Raw genomic sequence first — 22,246 nt, forward strand, 5'->3', positions numbered from 1 at the left:
GTGAACGCTCTTAAAACAGGCGATCAGGCACGCTTTTCCTGCAGTTTATGGGCTTTTTCCAGTTTGCCCTTGATGCGGTTACGCTTGAGCATGGACAGGTAATCAACAAACAGTTTGCCATTGAGGTGATCCAGTTCATGCTGGATGCAAACCGCGAGCAGGCCTTCGGCGACCATTTCATAGGCTTCGCCGTTGTAGTCGAGCGCTTTCAGGCGAATCTTCTGCGGTCGGCTGACGTCTTCGTAGAAGCCGGGAACAGAGAGGCAGCCTTCCTGATATTTCTCCTGCTCATCATCCAGCACTTCAAATTCCGGGTTGATCAGGACCAGAGGTTCGTTCTGCTCTTCTGAAATATCGATAGTCACTACACGCTTGTGAATATTCACCTGTGTTGCTGCCAGGCCGATACCGGGTGCTGCGTACATTGTCTCGAACATATCGTCGATCTGATTACGCAGTTCGTCGGTCACCTCAGCGACAGGTTCGGCGATGGTCCGTAAACGGGGATCGGGATACTCAAGGATGGTCAGTTTTGCCATGATTAGTGTCTGTTTTAGCCGGTTACTGGGTGCGACTGCATGGGAATCAGGCGGTCAAACATGTTAAGTTAGACGCTGTCAGCGGGCACCATTAATTTTAGCTCGATAATTCCGGCTTATAGCCGAAAGATATAATCGAGAACAATAGCGAAAAATATTAATCTGCCTATTATACTGATTAGAACGCTCAATGCATTGTCGTTACTGTTTTCCTCCGCGCTTCCTGTGCGACGGTGGATCACGGTAATAAGGGAACTGGACATGAAAAAATTGTTATGCGGTTTGTTCGCCTTGATGATGGTCGTCATTACGCCTGTTCAGGCGGAAACGCGGAAGGATAATCTTCTCCTCCGGGACGATCACCCCGAAGAGTATGTAGTGGTGAAGGGAGATACGCTGTGGCATATCTCCGGACGATTCCTTCAGAGCCCCTGGAAGTGGCCTGAAGTCTGGGGAATCAACCCTCAGGTCGACAACCCCCATCTGATTTACCCGGGTGATGTCATCTACCTGACCTGGGTTGATGGCAAACCGCGTCTGGGTGTTCGTCGTGACAGCGGCATTTATCCGCGTGCCCGTGTCAGCCCTCTGGAAGATGCAATCCCTGCAATCCCGCTGCGTGACATCATCAGTTTCCTTAACGACAACCGGGTTCTCTCTGAAGATCTGCTGAAAGAGGCACCTTATGTTCTGGGTGGCCAGAGCGAGCGGATCATTGCCGGTGCCGGCGACCGTATCTACGCCCGCGGCACTCTGCTTGAGGATCAGAAGCGTCAGGGCATTTACCGTGCCGCGAATGAATATGTCGATCCGGATACCGAAGAGTTTCTTGGCTATGAGATGCTGAAGATTGCGGAAGCTGACGTAGCGGCGAAAAGCGATGATGTGATTACGCTGGATGTTCGCAAATCAAATAAAGAGGTGCGGGTACTGGATCGGGTCGTGCCGACCGAAGAGGTCCGGATTGAGTCAGTCTTCTACCCTAAGGCTTCCCCTGAAGGGGTGACCGGCCAGGTGCTTTCGGTACTGGGTGGTGTGCGTGACGGAGGCCAGTTCAACGTGGTAGCGCTGAACCGCGGTAGCCGTGAAGGGCTGGAAACCGGGCATGTCTTTGCGATCTACCGCCGCGGCGAGGTGGTGAAGGATCCGGTAACGAAAGAGCTGGTAACCCTGCCGCAGGAGCGATCCGGTGAGCTGATGATCTTTAAAGTGTTTGAGAAAGTCAGTTACGGTCTGATCATGCAGAGCCGGGATGTGGTCTCTATCGGCGATGAGATACGCGAACCATAAGGAATAGCATCTATGTCTGGCGATCCAAAGGAGTGGATCGCCGTTGCTGCCCTCCCCGGTCTGGGAGCGGCTTCTGTCAAACGTCTATGGGATCTGGGCTGGACGCCCGGCAGGTTGTTAGGCGGCTCAGAGCTCGACTGGCAACGGCTCGGTCTTAAATCCTCAACCATCAATGCCTTGCAGCAGTATCATGCAGGTGCTTCCCGAAGTCAGGTGGCTGCTCAAGTTAATCAGGCACTTACGTGGCTGGATAACACCGCTGATGCATCCATACTCCCCCTGACCCACCCTGAATACCCCACTCTTCTGAAGCAGATTCATGATCCCCCCGTTATCCTGTTTGTCAGAGGTGGCCTGACAGCGTTATCACTGCCGCAGATTGCCATTGTCGGCAGCAGGAGCGCTTCTGCGGCTGGTTTGCGTCAGGCGGCGGAGTTTGCCCGTTATCTGGCCGAAAATGGGCTGAGCACCTGCTCAGGGCTTGCTTTGGGGATCGATGCTGCGGCTCATCAGGCCTGCGTGGCACAGCAGGCGCCGACCATCGCCGTACTGGGCACCGGCCTGGATCGTCCCTATCCGCAACGTAATCTGAAGCTGGCAGAACAGATTCTGGCAAATGGTGGATGCTGGGTGAGTGAGCTGTTTCCCGGTTCAGCGCCGCGGGCCGCTCATTTCCCGCGCCGTAACCGGATCATCAGCGGTATGAGTCTGGGGGTGCTGGTGGTCGAAGCCGCTCTCAGGAGCGGGTCTCTGATCACCGCCCGACAGGCAATGGAACAGGGACGGGAGGTATTTGCCATTCCCGGTTCAATTCACAACCCGCTGAGCAAAGGGTGTCATCAGTTACTCCGTGAAGGTGCGCTGCTGGTGGAGAGTGCCACCGACATCATTCAGCCGCTGGCACCGATGCTGGGATATCTGGCCGAAAACGTCACCGGGCCTGCGCCGGAGCCCGATATAACAGCATCATTGACGCCAGCGCAGCAGGCAGTGCTGGCGTGGTTAGGTTATGAATCTCTGACACTGGATCAGCTAAGCACGAGTAGTGGGCTGGATGTGGAAGAGTTGAGTGTTTGCCTGACTGAACTGGAGTTGCTGGGGATTATCGCGCACGCCGGCGGCGTATATCAGCGTTGTTAAAGCCGGCCTCAGCTCTATGGCGCATCTGACAGTGCGCCTCAACGACCTGTTCGAAGGTTCCCTAACACCCTGTTTCTATGGGTTTTGCGTATATAGCTATAGCCGAACAGGAGTTGAAAAAAAACGGTTGAACATTTAGTGTTCAGCCCCTCTTTAGGTAAACTTGCCGCGTTTTGGCAAGCGCCAGTCTGTTGTTTTCACCGGATAAAACGGTGGGGTTGATCATTCGGCAGCAGGTCGGGCTAATTTTGATACTGGGCAACGCAATGTTGCAGGGAACCTTACAAAAGTGAATGTTAATCTGACTCCCGACTGGTGGCATATCAACCAGTCCGTTAGAGCGATACGCCGTGGTGGGGTGATCGCCTATCCTACTGAAGCTGTTTGGGGCCTGGGTTGCGATCCGTTTAATGAGGATGCGGTCTCTCATCTGCTTGCGATTAAGCGCCGTCCTATGCATAAAGGTCTGGTTCTGGTAGCCGCAGATTTACAGCAGATCGATTTCCTGCTTCAGGATCTGAGTGATGATGAATATACCAAAGTGACTGCTAACTGGCCGGGGCCTTATACCTGGATTTTACCCGATAAGCGCGGATTGATTCCGCACTGGATCAAGGGTAAGCATGATGCAGTGGCTGTGAGAGTGAGTGCTCACAAACAGGTGAAAAGGCTGACTGAAGCATACGGATCATTCATTGTTTCTACTTCAGCCAACCCGGCTGCACACGATCCGGCAAAGGATTCATTGAGAGTGAAGACTTACTTCGGAGAAAAGCTCGATTATCTTCTTCCCGGTGAGCTGGGAGATCTGGCTCAGCCGACCCAGATTCGTGATTTAAAATCAGACCGGCTTGTCCGGGCCTGAAAATTTATGTGAGTGATTACTATGTCTGCACCCGATATTGATGCCGTTAAAGACTACTTATTAGGACTGCAGGAGCGCATCTGTGATGCGCTCGAGCGGGCTGACGGTAAAGGAAAATTTGTTCAGGATGAGTGGCAGCGAGAAGCGGGTGGCGGTGGTCGTACCCGGGTGCTGGCCGATGGCGCGATCATCGAAAAAGGGGGCGTGAACTTTTCCCATGTATTTGGTGATCAGTTGCCAGGCTCTGCTACCGCACATCGTCCGGAACTGGCAGGCAGAAATTTTCAGGCGATGGGGGTTTCACTGGTGATTCATCCCCATAATCCTTATATCCCTACTTCCCATGCCAATGTGCGTTTCTTCATTGCCGAAAAGGAAGGTGAAGAGCCGGTTTGGTGGTTCGGTGGCGGCATCGACCTCACGCCATACTATGGCAATGATGAAGATTGCCGTTTCTGGCATCAGAAGGCGAAGGAAGCCTGTGATCCTTTTGGCGAAGATATCTATCCCCGCTTTAAGGAATGGTGCGACGAATATTTTTACCTCCGGCACCGTGATGAACCACGCGGCGTGGGTGGTCTGTTCTTTGATGATCTCAATGAGCTGGGCTTTGAGAAGAGTTTTGCTCTGATGCAGTCGATCGGCAACGCTTATGCCGAGGCATACGTGCCAATTATTGAGCGCAACCGCGATAAGCCTTATGGCGAGCGGCAGCGTGATTTCCAGCTCCACCGCCGCGGTCGTTACGTCGAATTTAATCTGGTCTATGACCGGGGTACCCTGTTTGGTCTTCAGTCTGGCGGCCGCACCGAGTCGATTCTGATGTCGATGCCGCCTGAAGTCCGCTGGGGCTATGACTGGAAGCCGGAACCGGGTAGTGAGGAAGCAGTGCTCTATGAGCGTTACCTTAAACCACGTAACTGGTTATCCATTTAACATTCTCAGGGCAAGGTAAAAAGGCAGGACAGATGACAGATCGCTATGCCGTGTTTGGTAATCCGATTAAGCACTCTAAATCACCGCAAATTCATGCTTCGTTCGCCACTCAGACCGGGCAGGATCTGACCTATGAAGCGATCTGTGTACCCGAGGATCAGTTCGCAGGGTATGTGGATGAATTTCTTCAGGGTACCGGGCGCGGGCTGAATATTACCATCCCGTTTAAGCAGCAGGCCTGGGCTATGGCAGAGCAGCTCAGCCCACGGGCTAAGCTGGCTGGCGCGGTCAACACGCTGTACCGGAACCAGGCCGGAGAACTCTGTGGTGATAATACCGACGGTATTGGCATGGTGCGGGATATTGTGCGTAATCACGGTGGTGAAATCCGTGGAAAGCGGGTGCTGATTCTGGGAGCGGGCGGCGCTGTGCGCGGTGTACTTCAGCCGGTGCTGGAACAACAACCCCTGAAACTGGTCATCGCTAACCGCACCGCCTCCAAAGCGGAGGAACTGGCACAGCTGGTTGCCGATCTCGGGGATGTGCAGGGCTGCGGTTTTGAAACATTGCAGGGGGAATGTTTCGATCTGGTGATCAATGGTACCGCTGCCAGCCTGCAGGGCGAAGTGCCTCCCCTGCCAGCGGGCATTCTGGCTGAAAATGCCTGGTGCTACGACATGATGTACTCGGCAGAGCCGACCGCATTCTGTCAGTGGGCGCAGCAGAATGGCGCTGTTAAAGCCCTCGACGGGCTGGGTATGCTGGTGGAGCAGGCGGCACAGTCGTTTCAGATCTGGCGCGGTGTTGAACCGGATTCCGGGGCTGTGATACGCGCCATCAGAGATTCATTAACTGTTTGATTTTAAAACAGCTGTTCTTATTTTCAGAAATCATTATGTCGGGTTGCATGCGCCGCCTGTGCGGCGTATAACGTTTCTAGGTACAGAGAAAATCTGCCTCTTTCAGTCTGCTGCGGGAGTACCCTATGGTAACGGAAACCCGACTATCCACCGAACAACTGTATCGCAGTTGTGATCCTGAATTACTGCCCTTTAAAACCACTGCTACCCTGAAACCCTTCACCGGCTTTTTTGGTCAGGACCGGGCCATTGAAGCAATGGACTTTGGTATCGGCATGCGCAGGCCGGGTTATAACCTGTTTGTGATGGGTAACCCCCACACCGGGCGCTTCTCCTTCGCCATGGAAAATCTCAAAGCGATTGCTAAAAAAGAGAAGAAACCGGGCGACTGGGTTTATCTGAATAACCTGAAGGATAATCGTAACCCGCTGGCGATTAACTTCCCTGCCGGGAAGGCGCAGCAGTTCAAGCGCGACATTAAAAATATTATCGAAACCACCCTGGCTGAGATGCCCGCGGCTTTTGAGAGTCCGGCCTATCAGCGCAAGAAAAGCCGTATTGAGCGGGATCTGAACCGTTACTACGATCAGGCCATCGAGGCGGTAGAGAAAGAGGCCCGTGAGTACAGTATTGCGGTTTATCGAGATGCCGGCAGCGTTGGTTTCACGCCGGTCGCAGATGGACAGGCAATGGACGAAGCGGTGTTTTCGCAACTGCCGGAGGAGGTACGTGATGGTTTTACCCGGGCGATCGCCAGCCTTGAGGATAAGCTCAACGATGCCCTGACCGAACTGCCCCTGTGGCGCCGGGAAGCCACTGAAAAGCTGAAAAATCTCGACCGCGATACAGCGCGCCACTCGGTATCACGCCTGTTTCAGCAGGTTAAAGATAAATACTCCAATATCCCTACGGTGTCCGACTATCTGGCAGAGATGGAAACCTCTCTGGTGAAAAACTGCGCCGAAATTGTCGGTGAGGAGAAGTTGCTGGAGCCGGTAACCGATGCCAGCCGCCGTAACTATATGGAGAATAACTACGGCGTTAACCTGCTGGTGGATAACGAGAAAGTTAAAGGCGCGCCGGTTATCTACGAGGCGCATCCGAGTTATGAAAATCTGTTTGGCCGGGTTGAGTACACATCGGAGATGGGGGCTCTGTCGACCTCCTATAAACTGATCCGCCCCGGTGCTCTGCACCGGGCTAATGGTGGTTATCTGGTGCTGGAGGCAGAAAAACTGCTGGAACAGCCATTTGTCTATGGTGCCCTGAAGCGCGCTCTTAAGTCCCATGAGATTCGTATTGAGAGCCCGGCCAGCGAATATACCGGAATCAGTACCATTACCTTGACCCCGCAGGCGATTCCCCTGTCGGTAAAAGTGGTGGTGATCGGCGCGCGGAATATCTATTACCTGCTGCAGGAGCTGGATCACGATTTCGAGAAGATGTTCCGTGTGGTGGTGGATTTTGATGAGGATGTAAAGCGTACTGCGCAGATGGTTCGCAACTACGCCCGGCTGATGAAAACCCTGGCCGATGAGGAGGGGCTGGCGCCGCTGACCCGGCGTGCCGTGGCGCGACTGGTGGAACACAGCTCGCGACAGGCTGAGGATCAGGAGCTGCTGTCAGCACATATCGGAGAGCTGGTGGATCTGCTCTGTGAGGCGGATTTCAAGCGGATTCGAGAGGAAGATGAACTGATCAACGCGGATCATGTTGAGATGGCGCTGAATGCGAAAGAGCGCCGTACCTCGCGGATGTCAGAAAAAATCGCAGAGAGTATTCTCAATGAAACCGTGCTGATCGATACCGAGGGCGAGGCGATCGGTAAAGCCAACGGGCTGACAGTGCTGCAGGTGGGCGATGTGGCCTTTGGTACACCGGCACGGATTACCGCGACGATGCACCCCGGTAGTCGCGGTATCGTCGATATTGAGCGTGAAGTTACACTGGGGCAGCCGATTCACTCCAAAGGGGTGCTGATTCTCACCGGGTTCCTCGGTCATCAGTATGCGCAGGATTTCCCGTTGTCGATCTCTGCCAGTATTGCGCTGGAGCAATCCTACGGTCTGGTTGATGGCGACAGTGCATCACTGGCGGAGGTCTGCACCCTGCTCTCTGCATTGACCCACATCCCGATCAGCCAGAATTTTGCGATTACCGGATCGATCAACCAATATGGTGAAGTGCAGGCGATCGGCGGAGTTAATGAGAAGATCGAAGGCTTCTTTAACCTGTGTAAAACCCGTGGTCTCAATGGGGAGCAAGGGGTTGTTATACCACGGGCGAACGTGCGCAATCTGATGCTCAAAGCCGAAGTGGTGGAAGCCGCAAGACAAGGGATGTTCGCGGTCTACGCGGTGTCCCATGTGGATGAGTGCCTGGAGATTCTGATGGGCCGTAAAGCCGGCCGGCGCAAGGAGGATGGCAGCTTCACTCAGCGTAGTATTAATGCACTGGTGGTGAAGCGGCTGCGTGAGGTTTCCAGCGCGAAAGTTGAGGAAAAATAGGCTGCATCCGGATCCCGGATGAAACTTTTATGGCACCGGTTCCCAATCGGTTCCTGAAAGGATAATATCCGCCGAAACAAAGGGTTGTGCTGTTTGCCAGCACAACCAACAGATTGTGACGACCGGTGCTGATGATGAAGGGGGATTCAGTACCGGTCTGTCACTCCTGCTAGGGGATGCCTCAGAACTCGGTAACCAGAACCAGATTCAGGGTATCGGTTTCAGCACCGCTGTTATCTTCGTCACGCACATATTCTGCTACTACGCTGGTGTTCTCACCAAAGGCGCGTTCCATGCCCAGTACGGTACGCTCGGCATCGGCTGCAGAATCATCGATATCGCTGTAACCCAGATAAACCTGACCCTCTGCACCGAACAGCTCCGTGTTATAGGCAGCATTGAGTGCCATAAACTGAGGATCAAAGTCGCTGCCATCCACTTCAATAAACTCTGCACTGAAGGCAAACGGGCCGGTTTCCAGCAGCGCATTCAGACGCCATGCATCCGCCGCTTCGCTGGTCAGGTCTGTCAGATCATTAGCATCGTCCTGCAGGTCATTGGCGTAACCGGCACCCAGAGTCAGCCCTTCAGCCGCTTCCAGAGACAGATTCAGGCCGTAGGTATTTACCGAATCACCTTCATCGTTGTTGTAGATGAAAACGTCAGCCGCCAGCGGGCCTGTTCCGAACGACGCCATCGCCATCCCTTCAGTGATGTCGAAGAAATCATCGGTCAGAGGGGAAGTCCAGCCTGCGTCGTTGATGGCCGCGAACGGAATCGGCGCCTTACCTACGGTCAGAGTGGCCGGAGTCTCATCGTTACCGATAACGGCATAAGCTTCAGACAGTTCAATCCCATCATCATCTGAGTTGTATTCCAGCAGAGAGGAAACGGCGACCAGCTCATTCAGCTGAGCTTCTACTGCCAGCTCAAAGGTGTCGACTTCAATGTCGCTGGCGGAGTTGCCGCTCTCTTCTTCGCTGTGGGACGCCAGAATTTCCAGTGCGCCGGAAACGCTGACATTATCGGCAAAGCCACCTGCAGATGCGGGGCTTGCGGCCTGCTGTTCAATGGTTTCCTGCTGCTCAGCCAGCTTAGCTTCCAGTTGAGCAATACGTGCTTTCATAGCATTCAGTTCTGCTACAACGTCCGAGGCGTATGCTGGAGTGGCGCTGGTCAGTGCAGCGGTGATCAGTGTTGCAATTGCGGTTTTCTTCATGGTTTACCCTTCTATATCAAAGCGTCGGTGATTATATTGATTATGTTATAATATTACATTAACTTTATTTCTGTGCCGGGTTGATGCCGCCTCAGTTTTTTAACTGAAGCTGCTCAGGTGGTTATCCCAGGCGACAATTTCACTCAGGGGAACTTTCTCCCGCTGACCATTACTGGCGTTGTAGCGATAACAGCGGCCGCGCCCGGTGGTGATCAGAAACTCTGCGTCATTCGGGGTTGCGGCCAGACCGCAACCATCCCGGCTTGCGACCTGACTGAGATACTCACCCTGTTCATTCCAAAAGGTAACTAAGTTACCTCGTGGTGATGAGATTGCCGCCACCTGTCCGCTACGATCGTAACGGGCGCTGCCGCAGTATTGCTTCATCGCCAGATTGACCTCAGCAGGTGCGCGAACCAACTGTAATGGCCGGCTCCGGGTATGGAAGGCCACCAGAGGTACATCATCCGACTTGGCGCCCTGATACTGCAGGGCGATCGCCACCCTGCCCCGCGGGTTGATGTCAAAATGGCGGATGCTCAGTTGATGCAACGTCTGCGGCATGAACACCTGCTCCAGCAACTGGCCGCTGGCCAGATCCAGATAGGCCAGTGACGGCTGCATTGTCTCCAGATTGAGCTTCTCCCTGCCCCGGTTCGGATGGGTCAGGATACCGCCGTTTGCAACGACCAGAGTGCGTCCGTCGGGCATCATCTTCAGTTCGTGAGGGCCCGTTCCTGCGGAGGAAAACTGGCGGATAACGACAGCCTTCTGCTGCAGATCCCGCACGACGATCAGGCCTTCCCCGGTGTTTATCTGATTTTCACTGCTGATCAGATAGCGGCCGTCAGGGCTGAAGATTGCATGGCCGTAAAAGTGCTGTCCCGGACTGCTGTGGATACGCTGCAGCAGCGTTTTGTTCTGGTAATCCAGCAGATCGATAAAGGTTTCCGGCCGTCGGCCAACCACGGCAAGCAGTGGCCGGTTCGGGTGCCGCTCCACATGGTGCGCACGGGCGGGCAAGGTATGGCTGAACTGTACCTTGCCCTGTTGATCGATCAGGCGGAGCTGATACTCGCCGGCCCGGGTTTTGGCAGCGGAAGCAAACAGCGGAGCAGTGCCTCGGGTTTCAGCCATCAGGCCGGGCGAAAACAGGCTGCTGGCCAGTAACAGGCTGAACTGACGTCGGTTAATCCCCATCGCGGCTATTGAATCCCAGTTGTACTCCGAGGTTGCTGACGGCCTGTTTCAGGTCGCTGTTGAGTTGTTTCAGCTCGCTGCTCACCTGCAACAGCTGAGCGCGTACCTGATCATCCCGGATCTGCTCATACAGCGGGCCGGGGATCTCGCTTAACTGTTGTTTCAGGGTGACAAACTGCTGCTCGATGCTGGCTGCCAGCGCCTTTTCTCCCTTATCCTGCAGCAGTTGTGAAAAGGAATAGCCTTTCAGCCCGCTGTACATATGGTGCAGGGAGGCGATGTTAGTACGGAGGTTGGTCAGCGCTTGTCGGCTGCGCCAGCTCTCTAACTGTCGTGGACGGGCTTTTTTGTTGCCCAGCGGGCGCAGCAGTTTCAGGTCGCGAATAATCTCAATGGGTTCCACCTGAGCTTTCAGCAGATCGATCCCCGCCTCTTCTGCGCTCTCGTAGCTGCCCTCTTCCGATTCCAGATAACTGAACTCCTGCTGGAAACTCTGCCACTCTGTATAGGTGTTGTGACTCTGCAGCCTGATATAGTCGCTTACGGCGTGGGCAAACTGGCAGTTGAACGGATTCTGCCGGATCGTCATCAGAGACTGATCGGCAAACAGCAGTCGTTCCATTGCCGGCAGCCCTTTCACGGCGATGCTGGCACCCTGCAGGTACGCCTGACTCAGGGTCGCCGGGTCCTTCGCGGTCAGCAGCTTCTCCAACTGGCGGGATGTGAGGTTCTTTTTGTCCGGCCAGAACTGCATGCTGTAGTTACGCATCAGCAATTCGACAGGGCCGAAGTTGATGTGCTGAATCCCCTGCCATGCGGCCAGCGTCTGGCGAAAAGCTTCCCGGCTGGCTTCAAGATGTGCCTTATCGGTCTGCTGACACAGGGCGGCTGTCGTTAATGCCAGTCTGGCCGCGCTTGAGGCCAGGGTTTGGTAACCGGGCAGTACATGCTCGCTGACGATGCTTTGATTCAGGCGCAGCCACTGCTCCGGGCTGACGTCTGCCTGAGCGCTGGGCTGAAAACCGATCAGGGCCAGTGCTGGCAGCAGAAGGGATGATTTTATGCAAAAGCTCACTAGAGAGACTCCAGGAATTTAATCAGTTTTGCCCGGTCAGAAACCGGCATGTTGACCACGTTGTCGCGTGCGCTGCGGGCTTCACCGCCGTGCCAGAGTATCGCCTCCAGCAGGCTTCGGGCGCGACCGTCGTGCAGGAAATGGGTATGGCCGGAGACCAGTCTGGTGAGGCCGATGCCCCACAGCGGTGGGGTCCGCCATTCGCGGCCATTGGCAGCGAATTCCGGGCGCTGATCGGCCAGTCCATCACCCATGTCATGCAGCAGCAGGTCAGTGTAGGGCCAGATTTTCTGCTGGCTTAAGGCCGGTCGTTGCGAATCAGTAGCGGTCACGAAGTCTGGCTGGTGGCAGCGGGCGCAACCGGTTTGCAGGAACAACTGTTTACCTGCCAGCACATCCGGGTTATCCGCGTTTCGTCGTGCCGGCACGGCAATATGCTGACTGAAAAACAGTACCGTGCGGTCCATCTCCGGGGCCGCTTCCAGATCCGCGTGAATCGGGCTGGCCCCATGTGCCAGCCTGAGACAGGCGTGCTGGGCTTTAGTGCAGTCTCCGTAAGGGTTCCGGGCATCCGCTGTGGAGATGCCGATATCGCCATTAAAGGCTGCACTGTTCTGCTGCTGCAGGTTCGGCATGCCGGCTTTCCAGCCAAAGCGTCCCAGGGCTTTACCCTGCGCTGCCTGATCCCAGACCCAGTTGGCGCGTCCGGAAATACCATCTCCGTCACGGTCATCAGGGTCGCTCAACGCAAGAATAGCCTGCTGCGGAATCCGTTCCAGCAGGCCCAGACCAATCATCGGCGGGGTCAGTCGCGGCGACGTCATTAATTGTGGGTGTAACGGGCCGAACTGAGGATCGTCTATATGATACTCAGGTTTGCGCAGCGAAACCTGTTCACCGCCGTTGAGGGTGATCTGAAACTCGCGGTAGCTGATTCGTAAGCGCCCTTCTGCGCTGAGCCCGCTGACAGCAAAGTCCTGTAGCTGGTTGCCATACACAGGTTCCGGAATACTGCCCAAACGTCCGCTGGCCAGTGCCTGACGCTGGGCTTCGGTCTGCGGCGGAATACTTAAACGCAGGAACAGGGAGATCGCGTTATCGGCCGGGTTGTCAGGGTCAGGCGTGTGGCCCCGTCCATTGTTGCGATGGCACTGCATGCAGGAACGGGCGTTATACAAGGGTCCAAGGCCATCACTGGCGGTCGTTGACGAAGGGGCGGCCACCCAGAGTTTTTTGAATATTCCCAGACCCAGGCGGTAGTCCATCTGCTGTGCAAACGGCATGTTGGCAGCCGGATGGCTGAAAGCTTTGCTGTCGGCGGCTTTGTAATGGGTGGTTGCTCCGCCCTGCGCCACTTCGTCCGGATCAAACTGTTGCCCGGTAGCCATACTCACAGGCGCCAGACAGAGTGCGAACAGCAGCCCGAAAGTGGGTGTAAGGTATGAGAATAGTGTCTTCATAACGGAAAATCCGGGGCAAGCCCCGGATCTGTCTTAGTCAGTGCCTGATTTACTCGGCACCCACCAGTGCCGGGTTGTCGAGGCTGTCTGAGCCTTCCAGTTCGATGCCATCCAGTTCCAGCGTGGCAATCACGTTTTCGATCGCTTCCGCCTCAGCAACCAGTGCGTCCACAAAGGTCTGTACCGTCTGGTTACCCGCGGCGTTATCTGCAGCGATCAGGACGTCAAAGGTATTGCCTGTTGCTGCCGCATCAACCATCGCCTGAGCCGCCGCTTCCGTTGCATCCAGTTTGCCGCGCAGGGCGCTGTCAGCATCAGCATTCTGGCTGTTGACCAGCTCGGACAGGCTGGCGCCCTTCACCTGACTGCCATCAACCCGGGTGTACTGGCCGAGGTAGACGTTCTTGATCCCTTTGGCATCGTAATAGTGGGAGAAGTGAGTGTTATCGGAGAAGCAGTCGTGCTCCTCTTCCGGGTCGTGCAGCATCAGGCCCAGCTTTGTACGTTCACCGGCCAGTTCGCCGTAGGCCAGACTGCCCATGCCGGTGAGCATGGTGGAGAGGCCGCCCTGCGGGCCTTTGGCCTGCAGATCCTGACGTGCAGCACCGTTTTCTGCCCAGTTAGCAGTCATTTCAGCCAGATCATCGATCAGCAGTTCAGTGGCCGCTTTGAGGTAATCCCGGCGACGGTCGCAGTTGCCGTTGCTGCAGTTCTGCAGATCAAAATCGGTCGCCGGCCGCTGGCCCGCACCCGGTTGGGTACCGTTCAGATCCTGACCCCAGAGCAGAAATTCAATGGCGTGGTAACCGGTCGCAACATTGGCCTCTACCTCATCAATCTCATGCAGTACCTCGCCCAGCAACTGTTTGTTGATCTGGGTTGCGTCTACTTCGACACCGCCGATTTTCAGGGTTTTGTTGGCGATGATGTTGGCGCTGTAAAACGGGTTCTCGTCGGATTCACTGCCGTAGCCCGGATCGACGTAGTCGATCAGGCCTTCATCCAGAGGCCAGGCATTGACCTTACCTTCCCAGTCATCGACCAGCGCGTTACCGAAGCGGTAAGCCTCTGACTGCTGGTAAGGTACACGGGCTGCGATCCAGGCCTGACGGGCCTTGTTCAGGTTGGCTTCGTCAGGTTGAGCCAGAAACTGATCAATGACGCTGTTTAGCTGTTTAGCCGTCAGCAGTGAGTCTTCATAGGTGGCGTGAGCAATATCGGCGTAGTTTTTCAGAATGGCCTCAGCCGAGGGCGCTGCCGCCTGAGCCTGTGTGGTGCCGAAAAGTACTGTAGAGACCGCGAGTGCTGCCATCGACCTGGAGAAGTTCATCGATCAATTCCTTTTATTACTGGTTATTGAGGCGATGAGAGTAATCGTAATGAGAATAGATATCAATAATAAATGCATTTGTGCTTATAAAAACTGCTCCACGTCATTTTTTACTCGGCCGGATCGTTGCCCGAGAGCCAGATCTCTATCGGTACCACCCAGGCGGGTTCACCATTGCCCCGGAACCAGGAATCCACGGCGAAGCCCTGTTGGTTGCTCAGTTGCCGGATGGTGGCGCTGTTATGGGGGGCGCTGAGCCTGAGCGGGCCACGGTGGGCGTTGCCACCGGTGCGGTGGAATTGCAGCAGGCCCTGTTGTTCCAGTGTCAGCAGGTAGCGGCTGGTATTCAGGCTCTCGGCAATGCAGTCAAGTTGGTTGGAGCGGTTGCTGAGGGCGAAATCATTCTTTGCCAGATCGGCGACGGTGTTCAGTTGCGGGCCGCTGATCGTCTCCATCAGGCCGATCGCGTTGGCGATCCGCTGACGCTCCTCCTCGGGGGAGCGGGACTGAGGCGTGAACAGGGCGCGAATCTGTGCCATATCTTCGGCGCTGAACCGCACTGTACCCCGGTCGCTGCAGCCAAAGTTGCGGCACAGGCGCAGGGTTTCCCGGGATTCTGACTGCAAGCCATGGGATTGCAGCCAGTTATCCGGTGTGCCGTTCGGGTTATAGCTGCACCCGGCGAGCAGGGTGCAGAGCAGCAGCGGTTTACAGCGCAGCATAATCTTCTTCAAGGTGCTTATCCTTCAGCCTGACGTAGTTGGCAGCGGTGTAGCGGAAAAACTCCCGCTCTTTTTCAGTCAGGGGGCGTTGTTGTTTCACCGGACGACCGATGTAGAGATAACCGCTTTCCAGCGTTTTGCCCGGTGGTACCAGTGAGCCCGCGCCGACAATCACTTCATCTTCGACAACCGCGCCGTCCATGATCATCGCGCCCATGCCCACCAGAACCCGGCTGCCGATGGTGCAGCCATGCAGCATTGCCTGATGACCCACGGTGACATCATCACCCAGAATCAGCGGGAAGCCATCCGGGTTGTAGGGGCCGGCGTGGGTGATATGCAGCACTGAACCATCCTGCAGACTGCAGCGGTTACCGACCCGGATGCGGTGCATATCACCGCGGATTACGGTCAGCGGCCAGACTGAAACATCATCGCCCAGTTCCACATCGCCCAGTACCACCGCGGTGGGATCGACAAAGACCCGCTCACCCAGTTTCGGAGTCATACCCTGATAGGTCCGAATTTTCATAATCTGTGCTCTCAGCTCGGTTATTTGTTGCGTATTATGGAATAGTGGGCGGGAATTGAAAAATCGTGATTCGTACCCATCTTTAAAAGCGATTCAAATTATCTGATGGAGCCGGGAAAATGAGTAACCCAATGCTTGAACCACAGCTGTTGCCAGCCTTCAGCAAGATCCAGCCGGAATCGATTGAGCCGGCTATTGATCAGATACTGGCAGATAACCGGGCTGGGGTGGAGCAGTTACTGCAGAATCTGACCACCGCAAGCTGGGATACTCTGGTAGCACCGCTTGAGGAGATGAATGACCGTCTGGCCAAGGCCTGGTCTCCGGTTTCGCACATGAACTCCGTGGTTAACAGCGATGCGCTGCGTGATGCCTATAATGCCTGTCTGCCGAAACTGTCCCGCTACTGGACCGAGATGGGCCAGAATCAGGGCCTGTTTCAGGCCTTCCGTGAACTGGCTGACGGCTCCGAATTCAGCACCCTGAGCGAAGCCCGGCAGAAGGTGATCAGCAACACTCTGCGTGACTTCCGCCTTTCCGGTATCGCTCTCGAGGGCGAGGAGAAGCAGCGCTACGGTGAGCTGCAGCAGCGTCTTTCTGAGTTGACTACCCGTTTCTCCGAGAACGTGATGGATGCCACCGACGCCTGGAGCAAACTGTTAACCGACGAAGCGTCGCTGGCGGGGCTGCCGGATATGGCGAAGGCGGCGGCACAGCAGATGGCTGCAAGCCGTGGAGAAGAGGGCTGGCTGGTAACGCTGGATTTCCCGTCGTATCTGGCGTGCATCACTTATGCGGATGACCGGGAGCTGCGCCGTGAAATCTATACCGCCTTTGCAACCCGTGCTTCCGAACAGGGACCGGGTGAAGGACAGTGGGATAACTCGGCGGTGATGACAGAGATTCTTGATCTGCGTTATGAACTGGCGAAGCTGCTCGGTTTTGACAACTACGCGGAGTACTCTCTGGCGACCAAAATGGCGGAAAACACCGATCAGGTAGTGGGTTTTCTTAACGATCTGGCTGAGAAAAGCCGTGCTGTTGCGCAGCAGGATTTTCAGCAGTTAACCGACTTTGCCCGTGAAGAGCATGGTCTGGAAGCGCTCGAAGCCTGGGATCTGGCTTATTATGGCGAGAAACTGAAACAGGCCCGTTATGCGATCTCTGAAGAGCAGATCCGGCCTTATTTCCCACTGCCGAAGGTGCTTGAGGGTTTGTTCGCGGTGACGGGGCGCCTGTTTGATATTGAGATTACCGAGGTTAATGAATTTGATCGCTGGCATCCCGATGCGCGCCTGTTTGAGATCAGCCGCAACGGTGAGCTGATTGCCCGTTTCTTTATGGATCTCTACGCCCGTGAGAAAAAACGTGGTGGGGCCTGGATGGATGATTGCCGGGTGCGTCGGCGTCTGGATGATGGCGCCCTGCAACTGCCGGTGGCTTATCTGGTCTGTAACTTCAGCTCACCGGTCGGCGATGACCCGGCACTGCTGACCCACAATGAAGTGACCACGCTGTTCCACGAATTCGGTCATGGCCTGCATCATATGCTGACCCGGATTGAGTGTGCTGATGTGAGCGGTATCAACGGGGTTGCCTGGGATGCGGTAGAACTGCCAAGCCAGTTTCTGGAAAACTGGTGTTACGAGCCGGAAGCGCTGGCGCTGATCTCGGGCCACTACCAGAGTGGTGAACCACTGCCGCAGGCGCTGCTGGATAAAATGCTTGCCGCGAAGAATTTCCAGTCAGGCATGATGATGATGCGTCAGTTGGAGTTCTCACTGTTCGACTTCGTTCTGCACCGGGATTACCAGCCGGGTGAAACCTCGGTTCAGGCGGTACTGGATCAGGTCCGCAGTCAGGTGGCGGTGATCACGCCACCCGCGTTTAACCGCTTCCAGCACAGTTTCAGTCACATTTTTGCCGGTGGCTATGCGGCTGGTTACTACAGCTATAAGTGGGCTGAAGTCTTGTCGGCGGACGCTTTCTCCCGGTTTGAGGAGGAGGGGATCTTCAGCGAAGCGGCCGGTGCGGATTTCCGTCAGCATATTCTGGAGATGGGCGGTTCCAGAGAACCGATGGAGTTGTTTGTCGCTTTCCGTGGCCGTGAGCCACAGGTCGATGCACTGCTGCGTCACAGTGGAATTACGGAGTAACAACATGAGTGTAATTAAACGGTTTATCGCCGGGGCGGTTTGCCCCCGCTGTGGAGAGATGGATTGTATCCGTACTTTCCGTGACGAGGCGCGGGAGTACAAAGAGTGTGTCCGCTGCGATTATGAAGATTCCATGCGTCTGGATGGCGAGCCTGAGCTGGAAGAGCTGGAAACCCGGGTAAACCGGGAGAACAAGCCGCAAATAGAGGAGGGTGCACAGCCGTTGCTGTTCACTGCCAACCCGGGCAGTGGTCGCAAGGACCACTAAGCCGGGATGCTACCGGGTGGGCTCAGGTCTGACCCGGTAGATCACTCCGGCATAGTCATCCGAGATCAGCAGATGGCCGCGCGGTGTCACCAGCACATCGTTGGGGCGTCCCCAGTGGCTCTGCCCCTGCAGCCAGCCACTGATGTAAGGTTCATGGCTGATCACCTGATCCCCCTCAATCTGTAGTTTCACGACTCGATAACCCACCTTGCTGCTGCGGTTCCAGGAACCGTGTTCGGCAATAAACAGGCTGTTCCGGTCGGCACCGGGCAGGCCTTCTCCCCGGTAAAACGTCAGCCCCAGCGGGGCTACATGGGCGCCCAGTTCATACCGGGCCGGTGTAGAGTCATGGCCACCCTGAGTACCAAATTGCGGGTCAGGCAGGTTCTCTCCGTGGCGGAAGGGGTAACCGAAATGTTCGCCGGTGTGCTGTAGCTGGTTCAGCTCGTCGGAAGGCAGGTCGTCGCCCAGATGATCGCGGCCATTGTCGGTAAACCACAGGCGGTTGCTCCCCGGCTGCCAGGTGAAGCCAACGCTGTTGCGCACGCCTTGGGCGATAATCTGCAGTTGCTTATCAGCGCTCAGCCGCACCAGTGTGGCGAAGGGTTCAGGGCTGAGGCAGATATTACAGGGCGCACCGATATTGAAATACAGCGCTCCATCCGGACCGAATTTGAGATATTTCCAGCCGTGGTGGCGTTTATCCGGTAGCTGATCAAAATAGACCTCCGCCGGGGGCGGCGTACTGCTCAGCGGTAGCAGACCGGGGAAACGCAGTATCTGGTGTACTTCGGCCACGTAGAGATCATTGCCCTGCAGCGCGATTCCGCTGGGCAGATTCAGGTTACTGGCGATCACCCTGCTCTCTTCATACTGGCCATCGCCGTCCAGATCGCGAAAGGCGTAAACTTTGCCTGCCCGGCGACTGCCGGCAAACAGGGTGCCGTCAGCAGCCAGCGCCAACTGGCGAACATTGTCGGCACGGGCGATGACGTCGATCTGAACGCCCGGCGGATGTTGCAGGGCTGAGAGGTCCGGCAGTGGGCCGGGCAGGGCCATTGTCAGACTGAGAAACAGTACATTCATGGGGATGACCTGTGTTAAAGACTGCCCTAACCATAGTCGTCAGCCGGCTATGTCGCCAGAGGCGGGAGAGAGCGGAGCAATTCTGCTATGATCGCCAGCCATCCACCCCAAGTGACGCTATATAACCTATGAATCTGTTTCTGAGTATTCCGGCGGCGATCCGCTATATGCTGTTATCCACTCTGGGTTTTGCCCTGATGGGGGCTTGTGTAAAAGCGGCGGGGATGCGCGGTATTCCGGTGCTGGAGATTGTTGCGGCGCGTGCTGCGGTGTCTCTGTTGCTGAGTTATCTGGATATCAAACGTAAGCGAATCCAGGTCTGGGGAGAGCAGAAAATGCTGCTGGTTGCGCGGGGTGCCATTGGCGCTGTGGCGCTGGTCTGTGTGTACTATTCGGTGACCACGCTGACGCTGGCCGATGCGACGGTGTTGCAGTATACCCATCCGGCCTTTACCGCGTTGCTGGCCCTGTTGTTTCTGGGGGAGCGGATACGTGCAGCGACGCTTGTCTGTCTGTTACTGAGCTTTGCCGGGGTGCTGGTCATGGTTCGGCCGGGGGCTGTGGCTGAGGGTTTCAGTGCGCTGCCTGCACTGAGTCTGGCAGCCGCACTGGCGGGGGCCTTTGGCAGTGCGGCCGCCTATGTGCTTGTGCGCAAGCTGAGCCAGACCGAAGACAGTTCAGTGATCATTTTCTATTTCCCGTTGATCGCACTGCCGGCTTCGCTGGTGATGCTGGGTGACACACTGGTCATACCGGATATGGAAGGGCTGATGTTGCTGCTGCTGGTGGGGATCTTTACCCAGATGGGTCAGATCGGCCTGACCAAAGCGATGGCAACCGAGTCGGCGGCAAAGGCGACCGCCTACTCCTATGTACAGGTGATATTTGCTGCGCTGCTGGGGATCTGGCTGTTTGCCGAAATCCCCACCCTGTGGACCCTGCTGGGGGGCGGCCTGATTATCGCAGGGGCATTGATCAACGCCCTCTGGAAGCGTTGATCAGGCCCTCTGTCGCGAGGGGATGGCATACAAAAGGAGAAAAATCAGCAGGGCTACCACGACCACTGAGGGGCCGGCAGGCGTGTCAAAGTGCCATGACAGCCCCAGTCCGCCACTGACCGAGAGGCAGCCCACCAGACCTGCGCCGATCGCCATCTGTTCCGGGGTGCGGGCCAGACGGCGTGATGCAGCAGCAGGAATGATCAGCAGCGAGGTGATCAGCAGCAGGCCGACAATCTTCATGGCGATCGCAATCACCACCGCAATCAGCAGCATCAGAACCAGACGGGTCCAGGCGACGTTAACGCCCTCGACATGGGCCAGTTCCTCATTGATGGTGATCGCCAGTAAGGGTTGCCAGAGCCAGCAGAGCAGCGCCAGCGCAAGGCTGCCGCCGCCATAGATCCACAACAGATCCTCCATGCCAACCGCCAGCAGGTCGCCGAACAGGTAAGACAGCAGGTCAACCCGGATCTCAAGCAGGGCGACGGCGACCAGACCCAGTGAGAGGGCGCTGTGAGCCATAATTCCGAGCAGGGTGTCGGTGGCGACCAGACGCTGGCGTTGCATCGCGACCAGCACCAGCGCCAGCGCGACACAGCAGAACACCACCGCCAGATTCATATTGATATCCAGCAGAAAGCCCAGAGTTACGCCCAGCAAGGCCGAGTGGGCGAGGGTGTCGCCGAAATAGGCCATCCGCCGCCAGACTACAAAAGAGCCCAGTGGCCCGGCAACGGCTGCTACACCCAGTCCGCCAAGCAGAGCAAAGAGGAGAAATTCCGGCATCAGTGATCCCCTTTGCACGGGTGGTCGTGAATGATATCGCCGTGATCGTTATGGCGATGGTTATGGTGGTGGCTGTAAACCGCCAGTTGGTCGCTGCCCTTAACACCAAACAGCTCGGTGAACGAGGGATCGTTGGTGACCTGTTCCGGGTGGCCGGAGCAACAGATATGGTGATTGATGCAGACGACGTGATCGGTAGCGGCCATCACCAGATGCAGGTCGTGGCTGACCATCAGTACGCCACAACCACGCTCATCGCGAATCCTCGCGATCAGGTTGTACAGTTCCAGTTGCCCGTTGATATCCACACCCTGTACCGGTTCATCCAGTACCAGCAACTGCGGGTCACGCAGCAGTGCCCGGGCCAGCAGCACGCGCTGCATCTCACCGCCGGAGAGGTTATGAATATTCTGCTGCAGCAGGCGTGCGGCGCCGACATTATCCAGTGCCGACAGCATCTGCGGTCGGTCACAACGTTGTGCGGTACGGAGAAAGCGCTCAACGGTGAGGGGAAACGTGGTGTCTATTTGCAGTTTTTGCGGCATATAGCCGATGCGTAACCCCGGCTCCATCCAGATGCTGCCGTTATCCGGTTTGATCAGGCCCAGTACCAGGCGCACCAGTGTGGTTTTACCGGCACCGTTGGGGCCGATCAGGGTGGTGATACAGCCGCGGTGCAGTTCAGTATTGATGTCCTGCAGCACATGGTTGCGCCCAAAGCTCAGGTTGACCTGATTCAGACGTACCAGCGGATCGTGGCTGTGTTGACTCATGCGTCGTCACCCTGCTGACAGCGGGGGCAGAGACCGAGTACTTCAATTGACTGCTGTTCCGGCTGGAAACCCAGTTTACGTGCCTGTCCGGCAATGGCTTGAACGATGTTATCGGTATCGATCTCAACCGCATTATTGCACTGCTTGCAGATCAGGAAGGAGCTCTCATGCTGCTCCCCCGGATGGGGACAGCCGATAAAGGCGTTGAGCAGCGCGATGCGGTGCACCAGTCCCTGTTCCTGAAGGAAATCCAGTGCCCGGTATACGGTCGGGGGGGCGGAGTTAAACCCGGCTTCGGCGAGTGTAGGCAGAAGCTCGTAGGCACCCAGCGGTTTGTGACTTTGCCAGATACTGCGCAGCACCAGTTCGCGGATCGGGGTAAACCGTAAGCCGCGGGTTTTGCAGAGGCTGCGAGCGTCCTCCAGTGCCTGTTCAATACAGTGGTGGTGATCGTGCTCCGGGTGAAAGCCAAGCTGAGCGTTATCCATAAGCGTTATTTCG

21 protein-coding genes are annotated in these 22,246 nt (G+C 56.2%); 9 read left to right on the forward strand and 12 right to left on the reverse strand.

Annotated features, from left to right (window positions below; all coding sequences use genetic code 11):
- Positions 1-23 precede the first annotated feature (23 nt).
- Positions 24-539, reverse strand: coding sequence for a peptide deformylase (gene def, locus QUD59_RS07880; protein WP_286240666.1), 516 nt, complete (start codon positions 537-539; stop codon positions 24-26).
- Positions 540-800: 261 nt separating this feature from the next.
- Here def and QUD59_RS07885 point away from each other — a divergent pair, with 261 nt between their 5' ends.
- The 6 genes from QUD59_RS07885 (at position 801) to QUD59_RS07910 (ending at position 8,137) form a co-directional block, all read left to right on the forward strand.
- Positions 801-1,829 (forward strand): LysM peptidoglycan-binding domain-containing protein, encoded by a 1,029-nt coding sequence (locus tag QUD59_RS07885; RefSeq protein ID WP_286240667.1) that lies wholly within the window; start codon positions 801-803, stop codon positions 1,827-1,829.
- Positions 1,830-1,841: 12 nt separating this feature from the next.
- Positions 1,842-2,969 carry a DNA-processing protein DprA gene (gene dprA, locus QUD59_RS07890; protein WP_286240669.1) on the forward strand — a complete coding sequence of 376 codons (1,128 nt, stop codon included), beginning with the start codon at positions 1,842-1,844 and terminating at the stop codon, positions 2,967-2,969.
- A 289-nt stretch (positions 2,970-3,258) separates the two neighbouring features.
- Positions 3,259-3,834 carry an L-threonylcarbamoyladenylate synthase type 1 TsaC gene (gene tsaC / locus QUD59_RS07895; RefSeq protein ID WP_286240670.1) on the forward strand — a complete coding sequence of 192 codons (576 nt, stop codon included), beginning with the start codon at positions 3,259-3,261 and terminating at the stop codon, positions 3,832-3,834.
- A gap of 21 nt (positions 3,835-3,855) precedes the next feature.
- Positions 3,856-4,770 (forward strand): oxygen-dependent coproporphyrinogen oxidase, encoded by a 915-nt coding sequence (gene hemF / locus QUD59_RS07900; protein WP_286240671.1) that lies wholly within the window; start codon positions 3,856-3,858, stop codon positions 4,768-4,770.
- A gap of 32 nt (positions 4,771-4,802) precedes the next feature.
- A complete protein-coding gene (aroE, locus tag QUD59_RS07905) occupies positions 4,803-5,630 on the forward strand; it encodes a shikimate dehydrogenase (protein WP_286240672.1) in 828 nt (275 codons plus the stop codon).
- 125 nt (positions 5,631-5,755) lie between these two features.
- Positions 5,756-8,137 (forward strand): Lon protease family protein, encoded by a 2,382-nt coding sequence (locus QUD59_RS07910; RefSeq protein WP_286240673.1) that lies wholly within the window; start codon positions 5,756-5,758, stop codon positions 8,135-8,137.
- Between the two features lie 181 nt (positions 8,138-8,318).
- On the opposite strand, the gene QUD59_RS07915 is transcribed toward QUD59_RS07910, so the two are convergent.
- The 7 genes from QUD59_RS07915 to QUD59_RS07945 form a co-directional block, all read right to left on the reverse strand.
- A complete protein-coding gene (locus QUD59_RS07915; RefSeq protein ID WP_286240674.1) occupies positions 8,319-9,356 on the reverse strand; it encodes an LbtU family siderophore porin in 1,038 nt (345 codons plus the stop codon).
- Positions 9,357-9,455: 99 nt separating this feature from the next.
- Positions 9,456-10,556 (reverse strand): DUF1513 domain-containing protein, encoded by a 1,101-nt coding sequence (locus QUD59_RS07920; protein WP_286240675.1) that lies wholly within the window; start codon positions 10,554-10,556, stop codon positions 9,456-9,458.
- Positions 10,546-11,631, reverse strand: a complete 1,086-nt coding sequence (locus QUD59_RS07925; protein ID WP_286240677.1) for an imelysin family protein — start codon at positions 11,629-11,631, stop codon at positions 10,546-10,548. The genes QUD59_RS07920 and QUD59_RS07925 overlap by 11 nt, the downstream gene beginning before the upstream one ends.
- The gene (locus QUD59_RS07930) at positions 11,631-13,091 is read right to left on the reverse strand and encodes a di-heme oxidoreductase family protein (RefSeq protein ID WP_286240678.1); all 1,461 of its coding nucleotides are present in this window, start codon (positions 13,089-13,091) and stop codon (positions 11,631-11,633) included. The genes QUD59_RS07925 and QUD59_RS07930 overlap by 1 nt, the downstream gene beginning before the upstream one ends.
- A 49-nt stretch (positions 13,092-13,140) precedes the next feature.
- A complete protein-coding gene (locus QUD59_RS07935) occupies positions 13,141-14,421 on the reverse strand; it encodes an imelysin family protein (RefSeq protein ID WP_286240679.1) in 1,281 nt (426 codons plus the stop codon).
- Between the two features lie 110 nt (positions 14,422-14,531).
- Positions 14,532-15,155: a hypothetical protein gene (locus QUD59_RS07940; RefSeq protein ID WP_286240680.1), complete on the reverse strand. Its 624-nt coding sequence runs from the start codon at positions 15,153-15,155 to the stop codon at positions 14,532-14,534.
- Positions 15,130-15,675, reverse strand: a complete 546-nt coding sequence (locus tag QUD59_RS07945; RefSeq protein WP_286240681.1) for a gamma carbonic anhydrase family protein — start codon at positions 15,673-15,675, stop codon at positions 15,130-15,132. The genes QUD59_RS07940 and QUD59_RS07945 overlap by 26 nt, the downstream gene beginning before the upstream one ends.
- Before the next feature lie 119 nt (positions 15,676-15,794).
- Here QUD59_RS07945 and prlC point away from each other — a divergent pair, with 119 nt between their 5' ends.
- Together prlC and QUD59_RS07955 are read left to right on the forward strand one after the other, a co-directional pair.
- Positions 15,795-17,831 (forward strand): oligopeptidase A, encoded by a 2,037-nt coding sequence (prlC, locus tag QUD59_RS07950; protein ID WP_286240684.1) that lies wholly within the window; start codon positions 15,795-15,797, stop codon positions 17,829-17,831.
- Between the two features lie 4 nt (positions 17,832-17,835).
- The gene (locus tag QUD59_RS07955) at positions 17,836-18,099 is read left to right on the forward strand and encodes a YheV family putative zinc ribbon protein (protein WP_286240685.1); all 264 of its coding nucleotides are present in this window, start codon (positions 17,836-17,838) and stop codon (positions 18,097-18,099) included.
- A gap of 9 nt (positions 18,100-18,108) precedes the next feature.
- Here the strand turns inward: QUD59_RS07955 and QUD59_RS07960 are convergent, their stop codons facing one another.
- Positions 18,109-19,185 (reverse strand): PQQ-dependent sugar dehydrogenase, encoded by a 1,077-nt coding sequence (locus QUD59_RS07960; RefSeq protein WP_286240686.1) that lies wholly within the window; start codon positions 19,183-19,185, stop codon positions 18,109-18,111.
- Positions 19,186-19,313: 128 nt separating this feature from the next.
- Between QUD59_RS07960 and QUD59_RS07965 the strand changes: the two genes are divergently transcribed.
- The gene (locus QUD59_RS07965; RefSeq protein WP_286240688.1) at positions 19,314-20,183 is read left to right on the forward strand and encodes a DMT family transporter; all 870 of its coding nucleotides are present in this window, start codon (positions 19,314-19,316) and stop codon (positions 20,181-20,183) included.
- Here the strand turns inward: QUD59_RS07965 and znuB are convergent, their stop codons facing one another.
- From znuB to QUD59_RS07980, 3 genes are read right to left on the reverse strand one after another with little or no spacing between them, the layout of a single operon-like run.
- The gene (gene znuB, locus QUD59_RS07970) at positions 20,184-20,972 is read right to left on the reverse strand and encodes a zinc ABC transporter permease subunit ZnuB (RefSeq protein ID WP_286240690.1); all 789 of its coding nucleotides are present in this window, start codon (positions 20,970-20,972) and stop codon (positions 20,184-20,186) included.
- Entirely contained in the window at positions 20,972-21,745 is a 774-nt protein-coding gene (gene znuC, locus QUD59_RS07975) for a zinc ABC transporter ATP-binding protein ZnuC (protein ID WP_286240691.1), read from the reverse strand. Before znuC ends, znuB begins: the two co-directional genes overlap by 1 nt.
- Entirely contained in the window at positions 21,742-22,233 is a 492-nt protein-coding gene (locus tag QUD59_RS07980; protein WP_286240693.1) for a Fur family transcriptional regulator, read from the reverse strand. Before QUD59_RS07980 ends, znuC begins: the two co-directional genes overlap by 4 nt.
- Positions 22,234-22,246 lie beyond the last annotated feature (13 nt).

Source organism: Neptuniibacter halophilus (assembly GCF_030295765.1).
Classification (GTDB): domain Bacteria; phylum Pseudomonadota; class Gammaproteobacteria; order Pseudomonadales; family Balneatricaceae; genus Neptuniibacter; species Neptuniibacter halophilus.